This window comes from Stenotrophomonas sp. YJH_SMC_36, from assembly GCF_059369935.1.
In genome coordinates this window covers 611617-635233 of record NZ_JCAFTD010000002.1, presented here as the reverse complement: position 1 = coordinate 635233, position 23617 = coordinate 611617, and the positions used below count along the sequence as shown (strand labels likewise).

The window sequence follows — 23617 nt, the reverse complement described above, 5'->3', positions numbered from 1 at the left end:
AGGCGGTGACCGCTGGGCGTCGGCAGCTCGATCCTGGCCGCGTTTACCGCCCGTGAGACCCGAGCAGGTCGTCCAGCCGCCGCTGCAGGGCCATCGCCGCGGCCGGATTGCGTGCCTTGCCGGCACCGATGCAGAGCAGGTACACCTCTCGTGGCGTCGATGGGGCGGATCCGGCAAGGCATGGCAGGTCGTCGACCGGCTCGCCGACGGCCCAGCGCCGGGCGCGTTCGGCCCAGCGCTGCTGCGTGGCGGCAGGCAGCCCCTGCAGCAGACGGGCCTGGCTGCGCTTGATGCGCGCGTAGACGAAGCTGGCGGTGACGTCGCCGTGCAGCGGGGCTTCGTCGCTGTCTTCGATGACCAACGCCACCCCATGCCTGCGCGCGGCAGTGACCAGGGGCGCGCCGTGCACCTGCGGATTGCGGATTTCAACAGCGTGCTGCAGCGCCAGGCCATCGAGCTGCTTCGGCAGCTGGGCCATCAGCGCGTCCAGTGCCCGGGCATCGGCAGGGTGGCGGGGATCGAACTGCCACAGCAGCGGCCCGAGGCGGTCGCCCAGGGCGATCGCTGCCTGCAGGAACGGCGCGGCGGCCTCGACGGTGCCGGACAGGTCGCGACGCTGCACCAGATAGCGGGGTGCCTTCAGGGAGAAGCGGAAGCCGGCCGGAGTCTGCGACGCCCACTGCGCGCACTGGGCCGGGGTCGGGGTGCGATAGAAGGTGCCGTTGATCTCGATGCAGCGCAGGGCACGGCTGGCGTGCGCCAGTTCCTCCCGCTGCGGCAGGCCGGGCGGATAGAACATGCCGCCGCGCCATTCCGGGAACACCCAGCCGCCGATGCCGCAGCGGATGGGGGCGGGTGCCGGCGCGGTCACTGGCGGTGGTCCGCGCGCCAGGGATCGTAGCTGCCGAACCACCACACGTAGCCTTCCGGATCGGCACAGGCGTAGCCACGGCCGCCATACGCCTGGTCGGCAATGTCGATCACGATGCGCGCGCCGGCCGCCTTGGCCCGCGCATAGTGCGCGTCGGCGTCGCTGACGATCACGCAGGCGCTCTGGGTCTGGCGGCCCCCTGTTTCGTCAGGCATCACCGCCAGCTTCGACCACGCGCTGTCGTTGCTGGTCGAACCCAGCATGATCATGCCGTGCCCGAACACCAGCTGCGCGTGGAACACCACGTCGCCATCGGCGTACACCGCCTGCGCCTGGAAGCCGAACGCGCGCTGCAGCCAGTCGATCGCCGCCAGCGCGTCGCGGTAGCGCAGGCACGGAATGATGGTGGATCCACTGCTTGATCGGCCGTTCTCGTCCATGGCACCCCTCCTATGGCACAGGGCACGATGCGCCGGCGACCGTTACCATCCCGCGAAACCCCGGTGATGGCCTGCACATGGCCGCGACCCCTGCTCGGAGATGGTTCTGGATGAATACCTGGATTGGAGGAGCCGTGCTGCTGGCCTGCACGACCATGGCGAATGCTGCAACGCCCCCGCAGCTGCAGGATCTGGATGCGACCGTCGAGCGCGTGCGTGCGCAGTTCGACGTGCCGGGCATCGCCGTTGCCGTGGTCAAGGACGGCAAGGTGGTGCTGGAACGCGGCTGGGGCGTGCGTGAGCAGGGCAGGCAGGATCCTGTGCAGGCCGATACCCTGTTCGCGATCGCCTCCAATACCAAAGCGTTCACCGCCACCTCGCTGAACCTGCTGGCCGAGGACGGCAAGCTGAAGATGGACGACAAGGTGATTGACCACCTGCCGTCGTTCCGCATGTCCGATCCGTTCGTGACCGGGCAGATGACGATCCGTGACCTGCTCTCGCATCGCAGCGGCCTCAGCCTGGGCGCGGGCGACCTGCTGTTCTGGCCGGCCACCGCCTACAGCAATGCCGAAGTGGTGGAGCGGCTGGGCAAGGTGCCGTTGAAAGGGGGATTCCGCGAGAGCTATGCCTACGACAACATCCTGTACGCCGTCGCCCAGCAGGTGATCGAGCACGTTTCCGGCATGAGCTACCAGCAGTTCCTGCAGACCCGCATCTTCGACAAGGTGGGCATGGCGGGCACGCGCTACAACGCCGACCACCTGCGGCCCGGCGACAAGGCGGCCGTCGGACACGCCAAGTACGATTTCAAGGATCTGCGCACCGTCGCACCGCTGACCTGGTCGAACAATGCCGGGGCCGGCGGCATCTATTCCAGCGCGCACGACATGGCGCGCTGGATGCAGGTGCAGCTGGCCGAGGGCGCGCTGGCCGATGGCAGCCCGCTGTTCACCGCGAAGAGCCAGCAGCAGATGTGGCGCATGATCACGCCGCAGTCGATTCCGGCGCCGAGCGTGCCGGAGCTGGCACCGGCGCGGCCGAACTTCGCCGGTTACGGCGAAGGCTGGAGCCTGAGCGATTACCGCGGGCAGAAGCTGGTCTGGCACACCGGTGGCTGGCCGGGCATGGTCTCGCGGCTGACGCTGGTGCCGGGCGAGAAGCTGGGGGTCGTGGTGCTGACCAACCAGGAAGTGGGCGCTGCGTTCAACGCGATCACGCTGAGCGTGCTCGATGCCTATCTGAGTGCGGAGAAGCACGACTGGGTGGACGCCTATGCCAAGGCCGTGGCCAAGGGCCAGGACAAGGCCGATGAGGCCTGGGCCAAGCACCAGGCAGCGCGTGTCAGGGGCAGCACTCCCTCGCTGCCGCTGGCCGGTTACACCGGCACCTTCCGCGACCGCTGGTATGGCGACATGCAGATCAGCACGGAAGGCAAGGGGCTGCGCCTGCGCTTCATGAAGACCGCGCAGCTGAGCGGCCGGCTGGAGCACTGGCAGCACGACACCTTCATCGTGCGCTGGGACGACCGTTCGCTCAATGCCGATGCCTTCGTGAACATCAGTCTCGACCCGGATGGCAAGGTGCGCGAGGTGCGCATGCAGCCGATCTCCGACCTGACCGATTTCAGCTTCGACTTCCAGGACCTGCTGTTCACCCCGGTCAACTGACGCCGCATGATCGGTAGCGCCGGGCCATGCCCGGCGAACACGGGCCGGCGCTACCGGCACCGCGCATCGTCGGTTGGCGTACACATCCGGCATGGGATACTCCGTCGGTTGCAAGAGGCGAGGGAATGCAATGTTCCGTTGGTTTGAATCCCTGATTCCGGTGTTCCCGCCCGTGGACGGGCGCATGCCGCCGCGCAGGGTGCTGCCGTTCTACCTGCACTACCTCCGGCCGGTGTGGCCGGTGCTGTTGGCCACGCTGATCGCTGGCCTGCTGCTGGCGCTGGTGGAAGTGGCGATGTTCGATTACCTGGGCCGCATCGTCGACATGGTCGCCGAGCAGCCCGGCGCCGGCTTTTTCAAACGTCACGCCAATGAGCTGGGCTGGATGCTGTTCATCACCGTGATCGCGCGCCCGGTGCTGGTCGGCCTGCACAACCTGCTGGTCAACCAGGCCATCGTGCCAGGCCTGAGCAATCGTTCGCGCTGGTTGATGCACAACTACGTGGTACGTCAGAGCCTGAGCTTCTTCCAGAACGACTTCGCAGGCAGCGTCGCCAACCGGGTGATGCAGACCGGGACGTCGCTGCGCGAATCCGCTGTGCAGATGGTCGACTCGCTCTGGTACATCGTGGTCTATACCGGCACCGCGCTGTATCTGTTCGCACAGGCCGACTGGCGATTGATGATGCCGTTGCTGCTGTGGCTGATTGCCTATGCAGTGATCATGGTCTACTTCGTGCCGCGCGCGAAGGAGCGGGCATGGATCGCCTCGGAAGCACGCTCCAAGGCGATGGGTCGCATCGTCGATGGCTACACCAACATTCCTACGCTGAAGCTGTTCGCCCATGGCGGCCGCGAGCAGGCCTACGTGGCCGAGTCGATCCAGGAGCTGGCGGTCAAGCACCGCGCGCAGACCCGGGTGACGACCGGCATGGACCTGGCCATCGCCATCGTCAACGGCTTCCTGATCGCCGGGACCTGTGGCCTGGCACTGTGGCTGTGGAACGGTGGCCACATCACCGTCGGCGCGATCACCTTGGCGACGGGCCTGGTCATCCGCATCCACAACATGTCGGGCTGGATCATGTGGACCATCAACGGCATCTTCGAGGACATCGGTACGGTGCAGGACGGCATCACCACCATCGCCCAGCCGCTGACCGTGCAGGACCGTGAGGACGCCGTGCCGCTGCAGGTCACCCAGGGCGGCGTGCACTTCCAGGATGTCCATTTCCACTACGGCAAGAAGGGCGGCGTGATCGCCGGCCTGGACCTGGTGGTGAAGCCGGGCGAGAAGATCGGCCTGGTCGGGCCCTCCGGTGCCGGCAAGTCGACCCTGGTCAATGTGCTGCTGCGGCTGTATGACCTGGAAAGCGGCCGCATCCTGATCGACGGCCAGGACATCGCGCATGTCACACAGGAGAGCCTGCGCCAACAGATCGGCGTGGTGACCCAGGACACCTCGCTGCTGCACCGCTCGATCCGCGACAACCTGCTGTACGGGCGCCCGGATGCCACCGATGATCAGTTGCGTGCTGCGGTCGCCAAGGCGCGTGCGGAAGCGTTCATCGACACGCTGGCGGACGGGCAGGGGCGCCGTGGCTACGACGCACATGTCGGCGAGCGTGGGGTGAAGCTGTCCGGCGGCCAGCGCCAGCGCATCGCCATTGCCCGGGTGCTGCTGAAGGACGCGCCGATCCTGGTGCTGGACGAGGCGACGTCGGCGCTGGATTCGGAAGTGGAAGCCGCGATCCAGGACAGCCTGGACGAACTGATGGGAGGCAAGACGGTGATCGCGATCGCGCATCGGCTGTCGACCATCGCGCGCATGGACCGTCTGGTGGTCATGGACCAGGGCCGGATCGTGGAAACCGGCAGCCATGCCGAGCTGATCGCGGCCGGTGGTCTGTATGCGCGGCTGTGGGCACGGCAGACCGGCGGGTTCGTGGCGGCCGACCAGTAGCCGTTTCGGCTGCGGCCGTTCCGCGCAGGGCGTGGATGCGGCGCAAAGAAGAACGGCCCGGTTGCCCGGGCCGTTCATCATCCACATCCAGCGCAGCCGCTTACTCGATGGGCTGGTCCAGCATCAGCTGGCGGGCGAAGCGCACCGGCGGTGCGCCGTAGGACAGCATCTGGTCGTGGTAGGCCTTCAGGTTGAACGTGTCGCCCAGCTTGTCCTGCATTGCCTTGCGGGTGTCGAAGTGCTCCTGCGCACCCACGAAGTAGGTCGGCAGCTGCGCCGAGGTCAGCTGCGCGCGCACCCACTTGCCGGCCGCTTCGCTCTCCTGCTGGAACGCGTCGTGGGTCATCAGGTGCATCGCCTTCTCGCGATCCCAGTTGTCCACGTGCACGCCCTGGTCGAGGATGGCGTTGGAGATCGTGCGCAGGTAGAACTTCAGCTGCACCAGGTGGAACAGCGGATCGTTGTCGAGGTAACCCTGCTCCTGCATCATGCGCTCGGTGTAGACCGCCCAGCCTTCGGCGAACAGGCCCGACCGCAGTACCGCGCGCAGGGTCGAGGGGAACTTGGCCGAATGCCAGCCTTCCAGGTAATGGCCCGGCGTGCCCTCATGGATGCTCAGGAGGTGGATCATGCGCGAGTTGTACTCACGCAGGAAGGAATCGACCTGCTTGTCGTTCCAGTCGTCGGGAATCGGCGACACCGCGTAGAAGGTCTTCAGGTTCTTGTCCAGCGGGCCCGGCGAATCGCAGTAGGCCACGGCCACGCCACGCTGGAATTCCGGCATCAGGATGATGTCCACCGGCGCATCCGGCAGCGTCATCAGGTCGTGCTCGCGCACGAACGCGGTTGACTGGTCCAGCGCGGCCTTGGCGTCGTCGACCACCTTGTCACGTGCCGGCTTGTCGGCGTAGGCCAGTTCCAGCGCGGCCTCGATGGCCTTCTGCTGCTGCTCGTCGGTCGGCTGCGCCGGCATCTCCGGCGCGCCCGGCTTGTCCTTCAGCACCGTCTGCGCGATGCCGTACATGTCTTCGCGCACGCGCTTGAGCTCGGCACGCGCGCGCTCACCGATCTCCTGCCGCGACAGCGAAGAACTGAGGGCGAACTTGAGCTTCTGGTCGTACTTCTCCGCACCGATGCGGAAATCACCCTTCGCGTTCGGCACGAGGGTCTTGTCCAGCCAGGTCTGCTGCTCGTCCACGGCCTTCTTCAGGCCATCGATGGCGGCCTGCAGGCGCTGCTGGTCGGCCTGCGGCAGTTCGCCGATATGCGGGGTGATGAAGGTATCGACGATGCTGAGAATGCCCTTGTTCTGCTTGGCCACCGTCTCGGCATGGATCTTCGGCACACGCGCCGGATCGAGGTTCTCGCGGGCCTGGGCGAAGATCGCCGGCAGCTTTTCCATGCGCGCGGTGGCCGACTTCAGCCGTTCCGGCAGCGGCGCGAACTCGCGTGCCATCAGGCCGTAGATCGCGCTGCCGGCGATGCCGTTGTACAGCTGCGGATCCCACTTGCCGGACTGCAGCACTTCGGCGTTCCAGATTTCCGACTGCAGCTGGTTGCGCAGGATGGCGGCATCGACCTGGTTCTCCCGGCCCAGCTTGGCCACGTCGATCCTGTCCAGCTCGCCCAGCAATGCCTTGTAGGCGGCGACAGTCTTCTGCTGGCCGGCCGCACTCAGGTCGTCGATCTCGCTGTCGTAGCGGTGGTCGCCGATCTGGGTGGCGCTGACCGGGGACAACTGCATCCAGGTGTCCAGGGCGCGCTTGGACAGATCGGCAAAGGCCGAATCGGCTGCCGCGTCACCGGCCTGCTGGCTGGCGGCGGAGGTGGAACCGGTGGTCGGGGCGTCGGCCTGCTGGCAGCCGGCGAGGGCGGCGACCAGGGCGAGGGCAAGAAGATGCGGGCGCATCGGCATTCCTGTACGGGGTCAAACCCCGAGCATAGGCCGCCAGGGCTGCTTTGTCCCCGTGCCATAGGATTACCATTGGCACCTACACGGACCCGCCAGCGGAGAAAAGGACATGGAATACCAGGGAAGCTGCCATTGCGGCAGGATCGCATTCACGGTGCAGGCCGAGGCCCCGATCAGCGACGTCATCGACTGCAACTGCTCGATGTGCCGCCGCCGCGGCAGCCTGCTGTGGTTTGCGCCGCGCGAGGCATTCCAGCTGCAGACCGATCCAGCCGATGTGGCCACCTACCAGTTCAACAGGCACCACATCGACCACCACCATTGCCGCGAGTGCGGCACTGCACCGTACAGCGAGGCCGTGGATCCGCGCAGCGGTGCGGCCATGGTGGCGGTCAACGTACGCTGCCTGCCGCAGGTCGACCTGGCCGGCCTGTCGGTGACCTCCTACGACGGAGCCGCAGCGTGACGGTCCGGCATGGATGGGTGGGCGCATTGACCGTGCCGGCACTCGTGCTGGCCCTGGCGGCCTGCGCGAAGGTGGAGCACGCGGCCGGCGCCGGTGGTGCCACAGCCGAAGCCGTGGCGTCGCCCGAAGGCGCCTTCCTGGCCTATGAACACGACGTACAGGTACAGCTGGACGCGGAAGCGATCGCGCCGCGCATCCAGCAGGTCGCGCAGGCCTGCCAGAGTGCGAAGTTCGGCGACTGTGCGGTGCTGCAGGTGGACCAGCGCAGTGGCGATTCGCCCAGCGGCGAGGTCCGTGTGCGCATCGCGCCGAAGGGCGTGGAGCCCCTGATCGGCCTGGCGGGCGAGGGCGGCACACTGCAGTCGCGCACCACCCGCGCCGAGGATCTTGCACAGCAGGTGGCCGATACCGCGTTGACCAAGGCACGGTTGGAGAAGGAACACGCACGCCTGCTCGCCTACCAGGACCGTGGCGGTCTGAAGATCGAGGATCTGCTGGCGATCAGCACGCGCCTGTCGGAGATCGAGGCGGGGGTGGAGCAGGCCAGCAAGGACGCCGCGCAGCAGCGTCGCCGCATCGATACGCAGCTGCTGACGCTGCACTTCGGTACCACCTCCGGCGAGCGCGGCCGCAGCGAGATCGGCGATGCGCTGAGCGAGTCGGGCAGCATCCTCAGTACCAGTATCGCCTTCCTGATCCGTGCGGCGGCTGCATTGCTGCCGGTCGCGGTACTGGCATTGATCGCAGGATGGGGTGTGAGGGCGGGGTTGCGTCGCCGCCGTCGGACGCCGTAACGCGCGGGTTCGCCGGGCCACGCCCGGCGATGCTCAGCCTTCGTCGGTCTCGTATTCGACGAACACGTCCAGCTCCAGCGCAAGCTCCTGCACCGCGTCACGAACCTTCTGCGCGGTGCTTTCGTTGCCCACCTCCACCTCCAGTTCGTGGATGCCCGGACCGATGTCATCGGACAGTCCTGCCGAACTGGAGTCATCGTCGTCCATGTGTGGCATCAGATCGTCGGTTTCCTCGACATGTTCGATGCCTTCCAGGCCCAGCAGCAGGTCGCTGATCGCACGGGCGTCGTCTTCGGTTCCAGTAATGCGCATTCGCAGCAGGGCCATGGCAGATGCAGGTCGTTGTGGAGGTATCCGCAGCGTAGCCAGCGATGGGCAAAGACCGGGTGAGGGCCTGGTCAGCCGGGCGTGGGCGCGCGGCCGAGCAGACTGTCGGGCAGTGCCGGGATCGGTGTGCGGTCGTCCTGTGCCTGGGCCAGCAGCCAATCGATGAACAGGCGTGCGGCAGGGCTGGGCGGCTGGCCTTCGGCATGCACCACGTAATACGCATAGCGGGCCTTCAGGGCGGGCCCAGGCAGCCGCACCACCTCGTAGCGCTGCAGGTAGGGTTGGGCGATGTGGGTGCGCGCCAGCACCGCGCCCATGCCATACACCGCGGCCCGCATCGCATCGGTGCTGTCGGCGAAGGTGTGCATCGGCGGCAGCGGCGAGGGCGGACGTACGCCCGCATGGCGGAACCAGTCGCGCCAGCCCTGCGGCGAGAGATCGGTCAGCAGCGGCAGCTCGGCGATGCGCGCAGGATCGTGCAGGGCTTCCACGCCCGGCAGCGCCGGCGAGGCGACCGGGAACAGGCTGTCGTCCATCAGGTGTTGCGCGTGCAGCCCCGGCCACTGGCCCAGGCCATAGCGGATGCCCACCTCCGGTCCGTTGTCGTCGTAGCGGTCCAGGCCGCTGCCGGTGTGCAGTTCCACCCGGATGTGCGGATGCGCCTGGGTGAAGCGCGGCAGGCGTGGCAGCAGCCAGCAGTACGACAGCGAGCGCAGGGTGGTGATGCGCAGCGGCACGCTGTCCGCATCCGGATGCAGGTTGTGGGCGACGGCGGCGACATCGGTGAACGCCGCACTGGCGGCGTCGGCCAGCTGCCGGCCTTCGGCGGTCAGCCGCACGCCGCGGGCATGGCGCAGGAACAGGCGGGTTTCCAGCACCTCTTCCAGGCGGCGGACATGGTGGCTGACCGCGCTGGCGGTCAGGTGCAGTTCCTGCGCGGCCTGGGCGAAGTTCTGGTGGCGCGCGGCGACCGCGAACACGGCCAGGGCAGGGAGCAGGGAAGGGCGTAGCTGCATGTCCAGCCTCAAACCATATTTGTGGCTGGCAGCGATACTACGCGCTTGTGCGGCGGGCGTCTGCGTCTGATCCTGTTGTACCAACCGAGGAGTGGATGATGGACGGAGGCAGGGCATGAATGCGGTCCCACAGGCGGCCGAGCGCGACTGGCGCACGCCGCTGGAGTTGACCCTGCTGGGCGCCATCTGGGGGTGCTCGTTCCTGTTCATGCGGGTGGCGGTGCCATCGTTCGGCCCGTTCGCCCTGGTCGAGGTGCGTCTGCTGCTGGGGGCACTGGTACTGCTGCCGTTCCTGTGGCGCGCGCGGGCGCAGTTCCCGCCGCGGCGCTGGCTGTGGCTGGCGCCGATCGGCCTGGTCAACTCGGCGTTGCCGTTCGTGCTGTTCGCCTACGCCGCCGAGCACGCACCGGCGGCGATCGGTGCGATCTGCAATGCGATGACGGTCCTGTTCGCCGCGCTCATCGCCTTCCTGTTCTTCGGCGAGAAGATCGGTGTGCGTCGCGCGGGTGCGTTGCTGGTCGGCTTTGCCGGCGTGGTGGTGCTGGCGACGGCCAAGGTCTCGGGCCTGGGCATCGGCACGGCCGTGCTGGCCGGCGCCGCGGCATCGCTGCTGTACGGACTGGGGGTGAACCTGGTGAAGCGGCACATGGCGGGCCTGCCGTCTGCTGCCGCGGCGGCGGCGACGCTGTCCTGCGCCTCGCTGTGGATGCTGCCGATGGCGGTGAGCCATTGGCCGCAGGCCGCGATTCCGCTCAAGGCGTGGGGCGCGGCGATTGCCTTGGGCGTGGCCTGCACCGGGCTGGCGTTCCTGATGTTCTACCGTCTGATCGGCCGCATCGGCCCGTCGCGTGCATCCACGGTGACCTACCTGATTCCACTGTTCGGTGCGGCGTTCGCGTGGTTGTTCCTGGGTGAGCCGGTGACGCTGCAGATGCTGATTGCGGGTGCGTTGATTCTGGGTAGCGTGGCGGTGAGTCAGAAGGGCTGATGCGTTGGCGTTTTGCGCGTGGCGCGTGCTGAGGGTGCTTCACTGTTCATGGGTGTTACTTTTCTTTTCGCGCGAAAAGAAAAGTAACCAAAAGAAACGCGCCGCCAAGCCGCGAGCCGCCGTGCTTCGCATGTCGGTCCCCTGCGCTTCTCGGTGAATCAGGGGACGGTGCCGAACTCGCTGCGCTCAGACATCGGCACCTCTTCGCCCCTGATTCCCCTGCGATGCTCGGCTCGCTCAAGGCGGACTGAAGATCAAGTTCAACGGCAACAGCAACAGCAACAGCAACAGCAACAGCATCTACGCTTGACGTGGGTTTACTGGGTGCAGCTGTGGACTTTGATCTGGGTCCGCCTTGAGCGAGCCGAGCACCACAGGTCCGGCGAGGGCGAAGAGGCGCGGGTGTTTGAGCGCAGCGAGTTCCCGCGCCGTCCCTCGACGGGCCGAGGAGCGCAGGGCACCGGTGCGCAGCACCGGCTCGCGACCGGCGGAACGTTTCTTTTGGTTACTTTTCTTTGCGTACAAAGAAAAGTAACGCCCATGAACAGTGAAGCACCTTCAGCACGCGTCACGCGCAGTAAGCCAGGCTCCTACCGCACCGGCACCGGAACATTGCACAGATCGATATGCCCAGCCGGACGCTTGTAGAAATCATCCACGCGATTGCGTCGCGCCTCCACCGTATCGGCGAAAGTCTTTGAATCAGTACGCAACACCTGGATCGGCGTGCGTTCGGCGGCCGTCACGTCGCTGGCACGGCGGATCGAAATGATCGGCGTGCGCAGCTTCGGGTCTTCATAGAAGCCCATCGGCGCCGGGCCGCGCGGGATCGCGCTGAGCAGTTCCATGCCCTTCAGGACGCGACCGACCAGGGTGATGTTGCGGTCCAGCTGACGTGGCGACTGCCCGGTCACCACGTACAGTTCGGCACCGATGCTGCTGTCCTCGTCGTTGTTGCGACCGGCCCCCAGCATGCCGTAGCAGTGCGCCAGCCAGGCCTTGCCGGCCTGCGGATCCTGTCCGACCGGGAAGCCATCGACGAAACCGGTCTGCGCCGCCCAGCCATCGCGGTCCGGCAGCACGCTCACCTTCAGGCCGGCGCTGGCACGCTCGAACTCGGCCGGCAGCTTGCGCGCGGCACTGCCGAACGGCCTGGCCTTGGCCGGGTCATCGGCGTCGGCATCGCCGAACTGCACGACGAAGTTGTCCTGGGAACGGTAGATGCTGGTGCCGTCCCAGAAGTGCTCGTGGGCGAACGTCTGGATGTTGGCGACATGGCGTGGTGCGAACTGGGGCGCCAGTTCGATGATCACCCGGCCGGCAGGCAGATCCATGTACAGCAGGTTGGCCGGGTCGGGGGTGCGCCAATCGCTGGCGGCCGAGGCGTCAAGGATCTGCTGCGGGCTGCGGTAGGGCGTCGCTGCGCTGGCCAGCGAGGGCAACAGGCAGGCCAGGGCGAGGGCGGTCAGGGCAAGGCGACGACGGTGCGGCATGGAAACCCCGGAACATGAACGAGCCCTCGATTCTGCGCGAGCCGCAGGGCCACGCCAACCGGCAGGATGACTAACGACACATTCGCTATACCGAACTTCGCACTACTGTGGACTTCAACGTAGTGGAGGGCCGGGCATGTCGGAAGACGACATCCACCTGAAGAAGTTCCAGAAGGAGCTCAGCGCCGGAACCGTGTCGCTGGCCCTGCTGGCGGTGCTGGCCCGTACCGGCGAGCCGCTGTACGGGTACCTCATCGCCAAGGAGCTGGAGCGCGTGGGCGAGGGCGTGCTGAGTGGCAAGCAGAGCGCGCTGTACCCGGTGCTGCGCAACCTGGAGAGCGGCGGCCTGCTGGAGAGCCATGTCGAGCCCTCCAGCAGCGGGCCGCCCCGGCGCTACTACCGCATCAATGACCGTGGCCGCGAAGTGCTGGCGCAGTGGCGCCAGGCCTGGCAGGCCACCCGTGATTCCGTCGATTCCGTGTTGGAGGGGGTACCGCAATGAACGACCCGAGCCTGGCAGGCCGCGCCCTGCCGACCACCATCCCGCAGTACCTGGCGCAGCTGCGCGAGGCGCTGCAGGGCGCCGATCCGGCGATGGTGCAGGACGCGCTGTATGACGCCGAGGAATACCTGCGTTCCGAGCTGGCCGCCCAGCCCGGTCGCAGCGAGGCGGAGGTGATTGCCGATGTGGCCGGCAGCTACGGTGCGCCGGATGAAGTGGCGGAGATCTACCGCGAAACGGAAGTCACCGTGAACCGCGCATTGCGCACGCCGCGCGCCGACACCGCGCCGGTGCTGCGTGTGGCAGCCGAGGCCAGTGGTGTGGAACCGGCCGCGGCACCGCCGGTGCCGGTGCCGCGCTCGCTGCTGTCTCGCTTCTTTGGCGTGGTGGCCGATCCGCACACCTATGGCGCGCTGTTCTACATGCTGCTGTCGCTGGCCACCGGCATCTTCTTCTTCACCTGGGTGGTGACCGGCCTGTCGCTGTCGCTCGGCCTGCTGATCCTGATCATCGGCGTGCCGTTGACGGTGCTGTTCTTCGGTTCGGTGCGCGGGCTGGCACTGCTGGAGGGGCGCCTGGTCGAGGCGCTGCTGGGCGAGCGCATGCCGCGGCGGCCGCGCTACACCGACCGCAGCCGCAGCTGGCTGCAGCGTATCGGCGACATGTTCACGGACGGCCGCACCTGGCTGACGCTGTTGTACTTCGTGCTGATGCTGCCCTTGGGCATTGTCTACTTCACCATCGCGGTGACGCTGCTGTCGCTGTCGCTGGGACTGATCTGGGCGCCGGTGGCAGCGATCTTCAGCGGGGAAATCCCGGGCGTGTACGTTGATGGCGTGAACGTGCTGCCGATGGCTGCCTCGCCGCTGGTCGGGATCGTGGTCGCCGCGGCGGGTGCCCTGCTGCTGCTGCTGACGCTGCACCTGGCACGCGGCATCGGCAAGCTGCATGGCCTGATCGCCAAGAACCTGCTGGTGCGCCTGTAAGCGACGAGGGGTCGGATCCCTGTTCGCAGAACAGGGCTCTGACTCCGTTCGAGCGGGGTGCCGGGGTCAGAGCCCTTTCTGTTGGAAAGGGATCCGAACCCCGCCGCAGGGTCAGCCCGCCTTGCGGCGCAGCGGGGTGACGTTGCTCTTCTTCTTCGCTTTTGCCGCCGGCGCTTCTGCGTGCGCCGCGAAGAAGTCGCGTACCTTCGGGTACACCACCTCGCGCCAGCGGCGGCCGCTGAAGATGCCGTAATGGCCGGCACCTTCGACGATGAAATGCTCGCGGCGCTCGGCCGGGATGCCCGTACACAGCGCCTGCGCAGCTTCGGTCTGGCCGAGGCCCGCGATATCGTCCAGTTCGCCTTCGATGCTCAGCAGCGCGGTATCGCGGATCGCCGAAGGGTCGACCTTTTCGCCGTTGACCACCCACTCTCCGCGCGGCAGCAGGAAGTCCTGGAAGACCACGCGGATGGTGTCCAGGTAGTACCTGGCAGGCATGTCCAGCACCGCGTTGTACTCATCATAGAAGCGGCGGTGCGCATCGGCGTCTTCCAGATCGCCCTTGACCAGGTCGGCGTAGAAGTCCCAGTGCGAGCTGAAATGGCGGCTGGGATTCATCGACAGGAAACCGGCGTGCTGCAGGAAACCCGGGTACACGCGACGGCCTGCACCGGGGTAGCCGGCCGGCACGCTGTGGATGACGTTGTTCTCGAACCAGGACAGCGGGTTCTGGGTCGCCAGATTGTTCACCGCGGTGGGGCTGCAGCGTGCGTCGATCGGACCGCCCATCATCACCAGCGTGCGCGGGGTGGGCTCGCCACGGCTGGCCATCAGTGACACCGCAGCCAGCACCGGTACGGTCGGCTGGCAGACGCTGACCACGTGCAGGCGCTCGACGCCAAGGTGGCGGATGAACTCCTGGATGTAGGCGATGTAGTCGTCCAGGCCGAAATCACCTTCGCTGGCCGCAACCATGCGCGCATCGACCCAGTCGGTGACGTAGACGCGATGGTCGCGCAGCAGCGTGCGCACGGTATCGCGCAGCAGCGTGGCGTGATGGCCGGACAGTGGCGCCACCACCAGCACAAAGGGCTGGTTGAGCATGGTGTGCAGCTGGTCGGCTTCGTTGCTGTGACGCTTGAAGCGCAGCAGCTTGCAGAACGGCTTGCTCACTTCCTCGTGCACGACGATCGGCACGCGTTCGCCTTCGACCTCGATTTCGTTGATGCCCCACTCGGGCTTCTCGTAATCCTTGCCGATGCGATGGAACAGTTCGTTGACCGCCGCCAGGCGTTCGGCACCCGGCATCTGCGACCACCAGTGGCCGGGATTGGCGAAGAACTTGGCGTTGGCCTGGGCCTGGTGCACCCAGGGGGCGAGCAGGTTGCGGGTCAGTTCGTGCAGTTGATAGAGCATGACGACCGAATATGTATGGTCATATGTTGCCGCGCAGCATATCCCATCCGGGTGTCCCGCAGGTTAAGTTGGCTGAAAATAATGAATCCGGATTCACATCCGTTCCAGCGCGGCCGCATCGCCTGCCAGGGCGGGGCCGAGCCAGCAGTGCGACCCTGCCGGCTGCAGGCCGTGCCGGGCCAGCGTCCGGCGATACCAGCCAGCCGGGCGGGCCTGGAAGCCCTCATGGTCGCCCTCGAACGCGTCCTCGGCGGCGAAGGTCTCCAGGAACGCGATGCCGCCGGTCAGCTCGGCCACGCCCGCCAGGCCGGCGCGCAGCTCGCGGTCGGGCACGTAATGCATCACGTCCGAGCAGACCAGCAGGTCCACCGGCGCGCACGGCCGCAGCCAGGCGAAGTCGCCGAAGCGGGCCAGATGCAGGTTGCGGGTCCGGCCATAGCGACGCACAGCGTACTCGCTGCTGTCGAAGCCCAGATACTCGACCTTCGGACGCAGTTTCCGCAGCGGCGCGCGCCAGGCCCCCTCGCCGCAGCCGATGTCCAGCACGCTGCGGATCGGTCGCTCCAGGTAGTACTCGGCAGTGGCCACCGCCAATGCCACCTTGCGGGCGAGGCGGGCGCTGCCGCCGATGTCGGCCCGGCGGTACCAGCGCTGGAAGTAGGCGGCGTCGTAGGTCTTGTCCACGCAGAAGGAGGTTTCGTTGAAAACGGCGCCTATCGTACGGCGTTGCCGCTCGCCGTGCGTCGATCGGTCGCGCCGACCGCAGCCGGTACACCGGCACGCCATGCGAGAATGGCCGCCACCTACGCCAGCCGCTGGAGCGAGCGCATGCAGAGCTACTACTGGGTCAAGACCTTCCACATCGTGTTCGTGGTGGCGTGGATGGCGACGGTGTTCTATCTGCCGCGCATCCTGGTGAACCTGGCCGAGGCGGCGGGACAACCCGCGGTGGTCGAGCGCCTGCAGCTGATGGGCCTGCGTCTGTACCGTTTCGGCCACTCGATGTTCGGCCTGGCCTTCGTCCTGGGACTGGTGTTGTGGCTGGGCTACCGGGTCATTCCGGACTTCCCGACGATGGTCGCGCCGGGCGGTGCCGGCTGGCTGCATGCCAAGCTCGGCCTGGTGGTGCTGCTGCTGGTCTACTTCGGCTGGACCGGCCGCCTGCTCAAGGGCGTCGCCAAGGGCCGGCCTCTGCCGTCCTCGCGCGCGCTGCGCTGGATCAACGAAATCCCGCTGCTGGCCTTCATTCCGATCGTCTGGCTGGTGCTGGCCAAACCCTTCTGAGCCGGCGCACATCGCGCCCTTCCAGATGAACCGCCCCGCAACCTGATACGCGGCGCGGCGCGCCTTGCAACAAATTGCATGGGCCCCGCCCGTGCGTCTCCAGATACTGCGCGCCTTCGACACAGCGGCTGCCTGCAGCAGTCCCGCCATCGCTCCACGTGGGCACAGGCTGGATTGCGAGGTACTGCACGCACGCTGTCCCGCTTACGTGCCCCCCTCTGGAGATCCATCATGAAACATGCCCATCGTTCCGCCGCAGGCGGGCATTCCCTTGCCCTGCGTCCGCTCTCGCAGTGCCTGCTGCTGGCACTGGCCCTGCCGTTGGCGCAGCACGCGTTGGCCGGCAACCTCAACGACGAGGACCACGAGGTGGTGCAGGGGGATCCGATCGAGGCGTGGCACGTGACCAATGGGTCCAACCTGACGGTGACCGACGCGTCCACTTACGGCATCAATGCGACCTACGGCTCCAATGTCGTGCTCACGCGTGCGGATGTGCTGGTCCGCAATGCCAATCAGAACATTCACGTGCAATCGGGTTCCAGCCTGATCGCGCGCAACAGCCGCATCGACCTGGGCATGACCCAGTTCAACATCTCGGTTGATTCGTCGGCACGCCTCTACAACACGCGGATCGATTCCATCGGTGGTGCCATCGCCTTGTTCCCGGAATTCCGCGGTGGACAGGGCGACGTGTACCTTCTGATGGACAACTCCCACCTGGATGTAGCGCACCGCGACAGCACGGGTTGGAACCATAACGTCGGTCTGGCGATGGGTGCCGGGCGGGCTGACATTGTCAACGGTTCGACGATCCGGGCCAGCCGCAACGGTGCCGTCATGTACTTCGAATATCGGGGTGCGGACAACCTGGTGTTGAACGTCGACAATTCCACCCTGGAGTCGCAGACCGGCCCGGCGATCTGGGTCAATCCCGATGTCGACTGGGGCAGTCCCGATGCCGACGTCGACGGCGAATCAGCCGAGATCAACATCCGCAACGGTGCGCGCCTGATTGCCGGCGATGGCACGCTGCTGCTGGTCAAGCATGGCGAGGAGGGGCAGGTCGGCAACGTTGCTGTGCGCTTCAACGTGGAGAACGCGGCGCTGACCGGCGACATCATTGCCGATCGCGCCTCCTACACGGGCCAGCTGGATGTCTCGCTGCGCAACCGCGCCACGCTGATCGGCCGCATCGTCGATGCGAGCTCGGTGGCGGTGGGTGAGCAGAGCACCTGGCAGCTGACCGGCGACAGCAGTGTCGGCCGTCTGCAGCTGGATGCGGGCAGCATGGTCAAGCTGGGCGATGGTGCGGGCGGTTTCAATACGCTGTCCCTGGACGAGTTCGTTGGTAACGGCGGCACGCTGGTGTTCAACACGGTGCTTGGCGAGGACGACTCGCAGACCGACCGCCTGGTGATCGCCGGTGATGCGACCGGGCAGGCCAATGTGCGCGTGCTCAATGCCGGCGGCCAGGGCGCGCAGACCGACAAGGGCATCGAGCTGATCGAGATCAACGGCGCGTCCGACGCCCAGTTCGACCTGGTCGGCCGTGCGGTCGGCGGGCAGTACGAGTACTTCCTGTTCAAGGATGAGGCCGACGGCAACTGGTACCTGCGTTCGGAACTGCCGGTGACGCCGCCGGATCCCTGTGACCTGGATCCGTCGCTGCCCGACTGTGACCCGACCGGTCCGATCAATCCCGATCCGAAGCCGGTGCTGCGCCCGGAGACCGGCGCGTACCTGGCCAACCAGTACGCCGCAGGGCAGTTGTTCCGCCTGCAGCGCAGTGATCGCGACGGCAATGCGGCCGTTGCCGAGGGTGTGCACGGCTGGGCACGCGTGGACAGCCAGCAGGCGCGCCTGGGGGCCATGCAGGAGCAGCTGGACCTGCGCACGCAGCGCCATGTGGTGCAGGTGGGCGCAGACGTGGGGCTGTTCGATGAAGGGCGTGGCCGCCTGGGCGTGATGCTCGGTAGTGGGCGTGCCGACAGCACCAGCACCTCGGCGCTGACCGGCTTTGCGGCACGCGGCAAGGTCGCCGGCGTGGCCGCAGGGGTGTACGGCAGCTGGAACACTGGTCGTGCCTATGTGGACAGCTGGGTGCAGCACGGCCGCTTCAACAACCGGGTGGAAGGCGATGGCCTGGCTGCCGAGCGCTACGACAGCGACCTGTGGCAGGGTTCGCTGGAGGCGGGTTACCGCTTCGGCGTCGGCACGCTGGGCGACAGCAGGGTCAGCCTGCAGCCGGAGCTGCAGCTGGTCTACACCAACGTCAGCACGGATCGACATACCGAGCAGAACGGCACCGTGGTGCGTGGCCTGGGCGAAAGTGGCCTGTCCGGCCGCCTCGGCCTGCGCCTGGAAGCGGAATCGACCAGCACGCATGGCGCCGTGGTGACCCCGTACCTGACCGCCAACTGGTATCGCGACGCCCGCACGGGTGGCATGGCGTTCGATGACGTGGCCATGGACAGCGACGCGCCGCGCAACCGCTACGCGCTGGGTGCAGGCGCGCGGGTGGAATTCACCAAGGGCTGGACGGGCTGGGGCGGTCTGGACGTGAGCCGCGGTGACTCCGGCTACCGCGAAGTCAGCGCCACGCTGGGCATGTCCTACAACTGGTAAGCAGATCGGCGTACGGCGGGCCCGTACGCGCAGGAACAGGGACGTATCGCCACACGGATGTGGCACTGAAGCCGGGCATTGCCCGGCTTCAGGCGTTACCGTGCAGCGGAAGCAGCGATTACGCCGCCTCGTAGGTGCCGTAGCTGCGCAGGCGCTTGTAGCGCTGCTCCAGCAGTTTCCCGGTGGACAGCTTGTCCAGCGCGTCCAGCTCGTTCAGCAGCACGGCCTTCAGGCGCCGGGCCATCTGCGTCGGGTTGCGGTGGGCGCCGCCGGTCGGCTCGCGCACGACCTTGTCGACCAGGCCCAGGCTCTTCAGGCGCGGGGCGGTCAGGCCCAGCTGTTCGGCCGCGTCCTTGGCCTTGCCGGCGTCCTTCCACAGGATCGAGGCGCAGCCTTCCGGGGTAATGGTCGAATACACCGCGTACTCCAGCATCACGGTGCGGTCGCCCACGCCCAGTGCCAGCGCGCCGCCCGAGCCGCCTTCGCCGATCACGGTGCAGATCACCGGCACCTTCAGTTCGGCCATTTCCATCAGGTTGCGCGCGATCGCTTCGGACTGGCCGCGCGATTCGGCGTCGATGCCCGGCCAGGCGCCGGCGGTGTCGATCAGGGTCAGCACCGGCAGGCCGAAACGCTCGGCCATCTTCATCAGGCGCAGCGCCTTGCGGTAGCCCTCGGGCTTGGGCATGCCGAAGTTGCGCTTGATCTTCTCCTTGGTGTCGCGGCCCTTCTGGTGGCCGATGACCATCACCGCGCGGCCATTGATGCGGGCCAGGCCGCCCATGATGGCCTTGTCGTCGGCAAAGGCGCGATCACCGGCCAGTTCCTGGAACTCATCGAAGATGATGCGGATGTAATCGGCGGTGTAGGGCCGCGACGGGTGGCGGGCCAGCTGCAGCACCTGCCAGGAGGTCAGGTTGCGGAAGATCTGTGCGGTACGCATGCGCAGCTTGTCCTGCAGCGCGTGCACTTCGGCCTCGACATTGACCGCCGGACCGGCACTGGCGTTGCGCAGCTCCTGGATCTTCGCTTCCAGGTCGGCGATGGGTTGCTCGAAGTCGAGGTAGTTCGGATTCATCGGAAGCCGTCGTGTAAAGAAGGAGGAAAGTGTAGCCGAACCCGGTGAAATTCCCCGTACGCCCCTGTCTGGAGCGTACGGAGGGGCTGGCCGGCAGGCAGCGCGCTGCCTTGGCCGCGCCAGCTGGACGCGGGACCTGGCGGGGCGGGATCAGCTGGCCCAGGGCGGGCTGTAGCGCACCTTCAGGGTGCGCACGGCCGGGTCGGCGCGCAGCGCTTCCATCAGCTTCGAGTCGATGCGCACGGCGCTCTGTCCGGACACGTCGAGCATGCCGGCGATACCGCCGTGCGGGCCCTTCAGCAGCAGGTCCAGGCGCAGGGGCGTGCGGCCGGGGCGATGGCGGTCGAGCAGGGCATCGATGCGCTCCCACACCGGCCGCTGCTGGCGCAGGTCCAGCCGCAGCGACAGGCGCGTAGCGTAGTTGGCGCAGACCTCATCGAAATCCCAGCACTGGCGGATGCGCAGGGCGTAGCCACCGTTGAATTCGTCTTCACGCAGGCCGCCCTTGACCACCAGGATGCGGTCCTTGGTCATCAGGTGGCCGAACTCGGCCATGGTGTCGGAGAACGCGCTGCACTCCACGCGTCCACGCCCGTCCTCGAGCTGGATGAAGATCTGGCTTTCGCCCTTGCGGCGAACGCCGACCACCTGGCCGGCCAGCACGGTCTGCACTTCCGGGCGCCAGCGCTTCTCACCGCCACCACCACCACCGCCGCTGCTGGCGCTCCAGATCTTTTCCACCGCGCCCAGATCGTTGCCGACCAGATCGCGCACGTCGTCGCGCCACGGATCGAATGGATGGCCGCTGAGGTAGAAGCCCAGCGTGTCGCGCTCGCCGTTCAGGCGCTGCAGCAGGGGCCACTCTTCGGCCTCCGGCAGGTCCAGCTGGATCGTCGCCGCGCTCGGGTCCGGCCCACCGAACAGCGAGTTCTGCCCGGAGGCGCGCTCGCGTGCCATCTGCTCGGTGGCCTTGATCACTTCCGGCAGCTGCAGCATCAGCGAGGCGCGGTTGCGGCCCAGCTCATCCAGTGCGCCGCAGTTTATCATCGCTTCCAGGGTGCGCCGGTTGAGCTTGGCCGAGCCGACGCGGGTACAGAAATCGAGCAGGTCGGTGTAGTTTCCGCCCCGCAGCCGCTCGTCCACCACCGCTTCGCAGGCACCCTGGCCGACACCCTTGATCGCACCCAGGCCGTACTGGATGGTGTCCGGCGTGGCTGCCTCGAACATGAAGGCGGACTGGTTCACCTTCGGCGGCAGCACGGTCAGGCCGAGGTTGCGCACCTCGTCGAGGAAGCCGACCACCTTGTCGGTGTTGTCCATGTCCGAAGACAGCGTGGCCGCCATGAACTCGGCCGGGTAATGGCGCTTGAGCCACGCGGTCTGGTAACTGACCAGCGCGTACGCCGCGGCGTGCGACTTGTTGAAGCCGTAGCCGGCGAACTTCTCCATCAGGTCGAAGATCTCGTCGGCCTTGGGGCCGTCGACGCCGCCCTTGGCCGCACCCTCGCGGAAGATCTCGCGGTGCTTGGCCATTTCGGCCGGCACCTTCTTGCCCATCGCACGGCGCAGCAGGTCGGCGCCACCCAGCGAGTAGCCGCCGACGATCTGCGCCATCTGCATCACCTGCTCCTGGTACACCATGATGCCGTAGGTGTCCTTGAGGATGGCTTCGGTGCGCGGATCGGGATAGATGATTTCTTCCTGCCCGTGCTTGCGCGCGTTGAAGGACGGAATCAGGTCCATCGGGCCGGGGCGGTACAGCGACACCAGCGCGATCAGGTCTTCGAAACGGTCGGGGCGTGCGTCCTTCAGCAGGCGGCGCATGCCGGAGGATTCGAACTGGAAGACCGCACCGGTGTTGCCGTTGGCAAAGATGTCCTTGTAGGTCGGCGCGTCGTCCAGCGGGATCGCCGCGATGTCCACCGGCGGAATGCCGGCGCGCGCGTGGCGCTTGTTGATCGCCTTCACCGCCCAGTCGATGATGGTCAGCGTGCGCAGGCCAAGGAAGTCGAACTTCACCAGGCCCACTTCTTCCACGTCGTTCTTGTCGAACTGGGTGACCGGGTTCTTGCCGATGCCGTTCTCGTCGTGTTCGGCGTACAGCGGGCAGAACTCGCTCAGCGGCTCGGGGCCGATCACCACGCCACCGGCGTGCTTGCCGGCGTTGCGGGTGAGGTCTTCCAGCTGCAGCGCCAGATCGATCAGGTCACGGACATCGTCTTCGGTCTCGTAACGCTGGATCAGCTCGGCCGATGCCATCTCCGAGCCCGGGCCTTCCTTGCCCTTGCCGAGCGCATCCTTCAGGTGGATGCCGAGGATGTTCGGGATCAGCTTGGAGACACCGTCAACCAGGCCATAGGGGAAACCGAGCACACGGCCGGAATCGCGCACCACGGCCTTGGCGGCCATGGTGCCGTAGGTGATGATCTGGCTGACGCGTTCGCGCCCGTATTTGCGCGCGACGTAGTCGATCACTTCGTCGCGGCGGTCCATGCAGAAATCGATGTCGAAGTCGGGCATCGACACGCGTTCCGGATTCAGGAAGCGCTCGAACAGCAGGTTGTAGGGCAGCGGATCCAGGTCGGTGATCTTCAGCGCCCACGCCACCAGCGAACCGGCACCGGAACCACGGCCCGGGCCGATCGGGATGCCCTGGTTCTTGCCCCACTGGATGAAGTCGGCCACGATCAGGAAGTAGCCGGGGAAACCCATCTTGATGATGGTGTCGAGCTCGAATTCGAGGCGCTCGAAGTACTCCTCGCGGGTCTTGCCCGGCGCCAGCGGGTTCTTCTGCAGGCGTTCTTCCAGGCCGTCGCGCGACATCTTCTGGATCCAGGTATCCAGGGTCTCGTCGTCCGGCACCGGGTAGTTGGGCAGGAAGTAGGTGCCCAGCCGCATCTCGATGTTGCAGCGCTCGGCCAGCGCCAGCGTGTTGTCGATCGCATCGGGGATGTCGGCGAACAGCGCGCACATCTCCTCGGCCGACTTCAGGTACTGCTGGTCACTGTACTCGCGCGGCCGCTTGGGATCGTCCAGCACGCGGCCGGTCGAGATGCACACACGTGCCTCATGCGCGCTGAAGTCCGACGGTGCAAGGAAGCGCACATCGTTGCTGGCCACCACCGGCAGGCCGCGCTGGCCGGCGGCCATCAGCGCGAAGCGGTTGAAGGCCTCCTCGCCATCGCGGCCGGTGCGGGTCAGCTCCAGGTGCAGGCCATCGCCGAACACCCGCTGCCAGTCGGCCAGATGCTGCTCGGCAAGGTCGTGCTTGCCGTCCAGCGCCAGGCGCCCGGCCAGGCTCTCGCGCCCGGCCAGCGCGAACAGGTTGGCGTTGCCCGCCTTCAACCAGTCCGGATGCACGGCGACGCCGCCTTCCGGACGATGGCCCTCCATCCAGGCACGGGTCAGCAGCCGTGACAGGCTCAGGTAGCCTTCGCGGTCGCGGCACAGCAGGGTCATCCGCCACGGGTCCTGGCCCTCCTCGGCGATCATCACGTCGGCGCCGGCGATCGGCTTGATGCCCACGCCTTCGGCTGCCTTGTAGAACTTGATCAGGGCGAACAGATTGTTGAGGTCGGTCACCGCCAGCGCGGGCAGGCCCAGCTCGACCGAGCGTGACAGCAGGTTGGCCTGCTTGGCCTTCTTCGGGTCGGCCTGGTCCGGCTTGGCCGGCACACGGATGGTCGAGTCCGCCAGCGAGAACTCGGTGTGGACGTGGAGATGTACGAAGCGGGAGTTGGACATGCCGGACCAGGTTGGAGCGCGGGGGCCCCGGGTGCCGAC

At 66.9% G+C, this 23617-nt stretch carries 19 protein-coding genes; 9 read left to right on the top strand and 10 right to left on the bottom strand.

Going from position 1 to position 23617, the window contains the following annotated elements; translation table 11 throughout:
* Nucleotides 1-43: 43 nt before the first annotated feature.
* Both AC5P76_RS06155 and AC5P76_RS06150 read right to left on the bottom strand, forming a co-directional pair.
* Nucleotides 44-871, bottom strand: coding sequence for a DUF72 domain-containing protein (locus tag AC5P76_RS06155; protein WP_495222697.1), 828 nt, complete (start codon nucleotides 869-871; stop codon nucleotides 44-46).
* Nucleotides 868-1311: a VOC family protein gene (locus AC5P76_RS06150; protein WP_128990037.1), complete on the bottom strand. Its 444-nt coding sequence runs from the start codon at nucleotides 1309-1311 to the stop codon at nucleotides 868-870. The genes AC5P76_RS06155 and AC5P76_RS06150 overlap by 4 nt, the downstream gene beginning before the upstream one ends.
* 110 nt (nucleotides 1312-1421) lie before the next feature.
* Between AC5P76_RS06150 and AC5P76_RS06145 the strand changes: the two genes are divergently transcribed.
* Nucleotides 1422-2981, top strand: coding sequence for a serine hydrolase (locus AC5P76_RS06145; protein WP_460256391.1), 1560 nt, complete (start codon nucleotides 1422-1424; stop codon nucleotides 2979-2981).
* 130 nt (nucleotides 2982-3111) lie between these two features.
* Complete coding sequence (smrA, locus tag AC5P76_RS06140) at nucleotides 3112-4944, top strand: multidrug efflux ABC transporter SmrA (protein ID WP_459061771.1); 1833 nt, start codon at nucleotides 3112-3114, stop codon at nucleotides 4942-4944.
* Nucleotides 4945-5044: 100 nt separating this feature from the next.
* Here smrA and AC5P76_RS06135 read toward each other — a convergent pair whose 3' ends face one another.
* The gene (locus AC5P76_RS06135; protein ID WP_495222696.1) at nucleotides 5045-6853 is read right to left on the bottom strand and encodes a DUF885 domain-containing protein; all 1809 of its coding nucleotides are present in this window, start codon (nucleotides 6851-6853) and stop codon (nucleotides 5045-5047) included.
* 112 nt (nucleotides 6854-6965) lie between these two features.
* Here AC5P76_RS06135 and AC5P76_RS06130 point away from each other — a divergent pair, with 112 nt between their 5' ends.
* Together AC5P76_RS06130 and AC5P76_RS06125 are read left to right on the top strand one after the other, a co-directional pair.
* On the top strand, nucleotides 6966-7322 hold the full coding sequence (locus AC5P76_RS06130) for a GFA family protein (protein WP_053518787.1): 357 nt from the start codon (nucleotides 6966-6968) through the stop codon (nucleotides 7320-7322).
* On the top strand, nucleotides 7319-8116 hold the full coding sequence (locus AC5P76_RS06125; protein ID WP_279941816.1) for a DUF4349 domain-containing protein: 798 nt from the start codon (nucleotides 7319-7321) through the stop codon (nucleotides 8114-8116). The genes AC5P76_RS06130 and AC5P76_RS06125 overlap by 4 nt, the downstream gene beginning before the upstream one ends.
* 33 nt (nucleotides 8117-8149) lie before the next feature.
* Here AC5P76_RS06125 and AC5P76_RS06120 read toward each other — a convergent pair whose 3' ends face one another.
* Both AC5P76_RS06120 and AC5P76_RS06115 read right to left on the bottom strand, forming a co-directional pair.
* Nucleotides 8150-8443 (bottom strand): hypothetical protein, encoded by a 294-nt coding sequence (locus tag AC5P76_RS06120; protein WP_053518791.1) that lies wholly within the window; start codon nucleotides 8441-8443, stop codon nucleotides 8150-8152.
* Between the two features lie 71 nt (nucleotides 8444-8514).
* On the bottom strand, nucleotides 8515-9459 hold the full coding sequence (locus AC5P76_RS06115; protein ID WP_053518793.1) for a LysR substrate-binding domain-containing protein: 945 nt from the start codon (nucleotides 9457-9459) through the stop codon (nucleotides 8515-8517).
* A gap of 115 nt (nucleotides 9460-9574) precedes the next feature.
* On the opposite strand from AC5P76_RS06115, the gene AC5P76_RS06110 reads away from it, so the two are divergent.
* Nucleotides 9575-10447, top strand: a complete 873-nt coding sequence (locus AC5P76_RS06110; RefSeq protein WP_065174688.1) for a DMT family transporter — start codon at nucleotides 9575-9577, stop codon at nucleotides 10445-10447.
* A gap of 590 nt (nucleotides 10448-11037) precedes the next feature.
* Here the strand turns inward: AC5P76_RS06110 and AC5P76_RS06105 are convergent.
* Nucleotides 11038-11940, bottom strand: a complete 903-nt coding sequence (locus AC5P76_RS06105; RefSeq protein ID WP_180875676.1) for a peptidylprolyl isomerase — start codon at nucleotides 11938-11940, stop codon at nucleotides 11038-11040.
* 136 nt (nucleotides 11941-12076) lie between these two features.
* Between AC5P76_RS06105 and AC5P76_RS06100 the strand changes: the two genes are divergently transcribed.
* Together AC5P76_RS06100 and AC5P76_RS06095 are read left to right on the top strand one after the other, a co-directional pair.
* The gene (locus AC5P76_RS06100) at nucleotides 12077-12442 is read left to right on the top strand and encodes a PadR family transcriptional regulator (protein WP_111185797.1); all 366 of its coding nucleotides are present in this window, start codon (nucleotides 12077-12079) and stop codon (nucleotides 12440-12442) included.
* Nucleotides 12439-13428: a sensor domain-containing protein gene (locus AC5P76_RS06095; protein WP_053519901.1), complete on the top strand. Its 990-nt coding sequence runs from the start codon at nucleotides 12439-12441 to the stop codon at nucleotides 13426-13428. Before AC5P76_RS06100 ends, AC5P76_RS06095 begins: the two co-directional genes overlap by 4 nt.
* 111 nt (nucleotides 13429-13539) lie before the next feature.
* Here the strand turns inward: AC5P76_RS06095 and AC5P76_RS06090 are convergent, their stop codons facing one another.
* Together AC5P76_RS06090 and AC5P76_RS06085 are read right to left on the bottom strand one after the other, a co-directional pair.
* On the bottom strand, nucleotides 13540-14844 hold the full coding sequence (locus AC5P76_RS06090) for a polyhydroxyalkanoate depolymerase (protein WP_053519900.1): 1305 nt from the start codon (nucleotides 14842-14844) through the stop codon (nucleotides 13540-13542).
* A 93-nt stretch (nucleotides 14845-14937) separates the two neighbouring features.
* A complete protein-coding gene (locus tag AC5P76_RS06085) occupies nucleotides 14938-15528 on the bottom strand; it encodes a class I SAM-dependent DNA methyltransferase (RefSeq protein WP_414488206.1) in 591 nt (196 codons plus the stop codon).
* A 144-nt stretch (nucleotides 15529-15672) separates the two neighbouring features.
* Here AC5P76_RS06085 and AC5P76_RS06080 point away from each other — a divergent pair, with 144 nt between their 5' ends.
* Nucleotides 15673-16128: a CopD family protein gene (locus AC5P76_RS06080; RefSeq protein ID WP_053519905.1), complete on the top strand. Its 456-nt coding sequence runs from the start codon at nucleotides 15673-15675 to the stop codon at nucleotides 16126-16128.
* 231 nt (nucleotides 16129-16359) lie between these two features.
* Nucleotides 16360-18756 (top strand): autotransporter family protein, encoded by a 2397-nt coding sequence (locus AC5P76_RS06075; protein WP_495222695.1) that lies wholly within the window; start codon nucleotides 16360-16362, stop codon nucleotides 18754-18756.
* A 118-nt stretch (nucleotides 18757-18874) separates the two neighbouring features.
* Here the strand turns inward: AC5P76_RS06075 and AC5P76_RS06070 are convergent, their stop codons facing one another.
* Nucleotides 18875-19834, bottom strand: coding sequence for an acetyl-CoA carboxylase carboxyltransferase subunit alpha (locus AC5P76_RS06070; protein WP_495222694.1), 960 nt, complete (start codon nucleotides 19832-19834; stop codon nucleotides 18875-18877).
* 150 nt (nucleotides 19835-19984) lie between these two features.
* Nucleotides 19985-23578: a DNA polymerase III subunit alpha gene (gene dnaE / locus AC5P76_RS06065; protein WP_065174693.1), complete on the bottom strand. Its 3594-nt coding sequence runs from the start codon at nucleotides 23576-23578 to the stop codon at nucleotides 19985-19987.
* Between the last annotated feature and the right edge of the window lie 39 nt (nucleotides 23579-23617).

Bases quoted from the DNA above. Each gene is read 5' to 3' on its own strand.
- AC5P76_RS06150 (WP_128990037.1), bottom strand. From the start codon at position 1,311: ATGGACGAGAACGGCCGATCAAGCAGTGGATCCACCATCATTCCGTGC.
- AC5P76_RS06145 (WP_460256391.1), top strand. From the start codon at position 1,422: ATGAATACCTGGATTGGAGGAGCCGTGCTGCTGGCCTGCACGACCATG.
- smrA (WP_459061771.1), top strand. From the start codon at position 3,112: ATGTTCCGTTGGTTTGAATCCCTGATTCCGGTGTTCCCGCCCGTGGAC.
- AC5P76_RS06135 (WP_495222696.1), bottom strand. From the start codon at position 6,853: ATGCGCCCGCATCTTCTTGCCCTCGCCCTGGTCGCCGCCCTCGCCGGC.
- AC5P76_RS06130 (WP_053518787.1), top strand. From the start codon at position 6,966: ATGGAATACCAGGGAAGCTGCCATTGCGGCAGGATCGCATTCACGGTG.
- AC5P76_RS06120 (WP_053518791.1), bottom strand. From the start codon at position 8,443: ATGGCCCTGCTGCGAATGCGCATTACTGGAACCGAAGACGACGCCCGT.
- AC5P76_RS06115 (WP_053518793.1), bottom strand. From the start codon at position 9,459: ATGCAGCTACGCCCTTCCCTGCTCCCTGCCCTGGCCGTGTTCGCGGTC.
- AC5P76_RS06110 (WP_065174688.1), top strand. From the start codon at position 9,575: ATGAATGCGGTCCCACAGGCGGCCGAGCGCGACTGGCGCACGCCGCTG.
- AC5P76_RS06105 (WP_180875676.1), bottom strand. From the start codon at position 11,940: ATGCCGCACCGTCGTCGCCTTGCCCTGACCGCCCTCGCCCTGGCCTGC.
- AC5P76_RS06100 (WP_111185797.1), top strand. From the start codon at position 12,077: ATGTCGGAAGACGACATCCACCTGAAGAAGTTCCAGAAGGAGCTCAGC.
- AC5P76_RS06095 (WP_053519901.1), top strand. From the start codon at position 12,439: ATGAACGACCCGAGCCTGGCAGGCCGCGCCCTGCCGACCACCATCCCG.
- AC5P76_RS06090 (WP_053519900.1), bottom strand. From the start codon at position 14,844: ATGCTCTATCAACTGCACGAACTGACCCGCAACCTGCTCGCCCCCTGG.
- AC5P76_RS06080 (WP_053519905.1), top strand. From the start codon at position 15,673: ATGCAGAGCTACTACTGGGTCAAGACCTTCCACATCGTGTTCGTGGTG.
- AC5P76_RS06075 (WP_495222695.1), top strand. From the start codon at position 16,360: ATGAAACATGCCCATCGTTCCGCCGCAGGCGGGCATTCCCTTGCCCTG.
- AC5P76_RS06070 (WP_495222694.1), bottom strand. From the start codon at position 19,834: ATGAATCCGAACTACCTCGACTTCGAGCAACCCATCGCCGACCTGGAA.
- dnaE (WP_065174693.1), bottom strand. From the start codon at position 23,578: ATGTCCAACTCCCGCTTCGTACATCTCCACGTCCACACCGAGTTCTCG.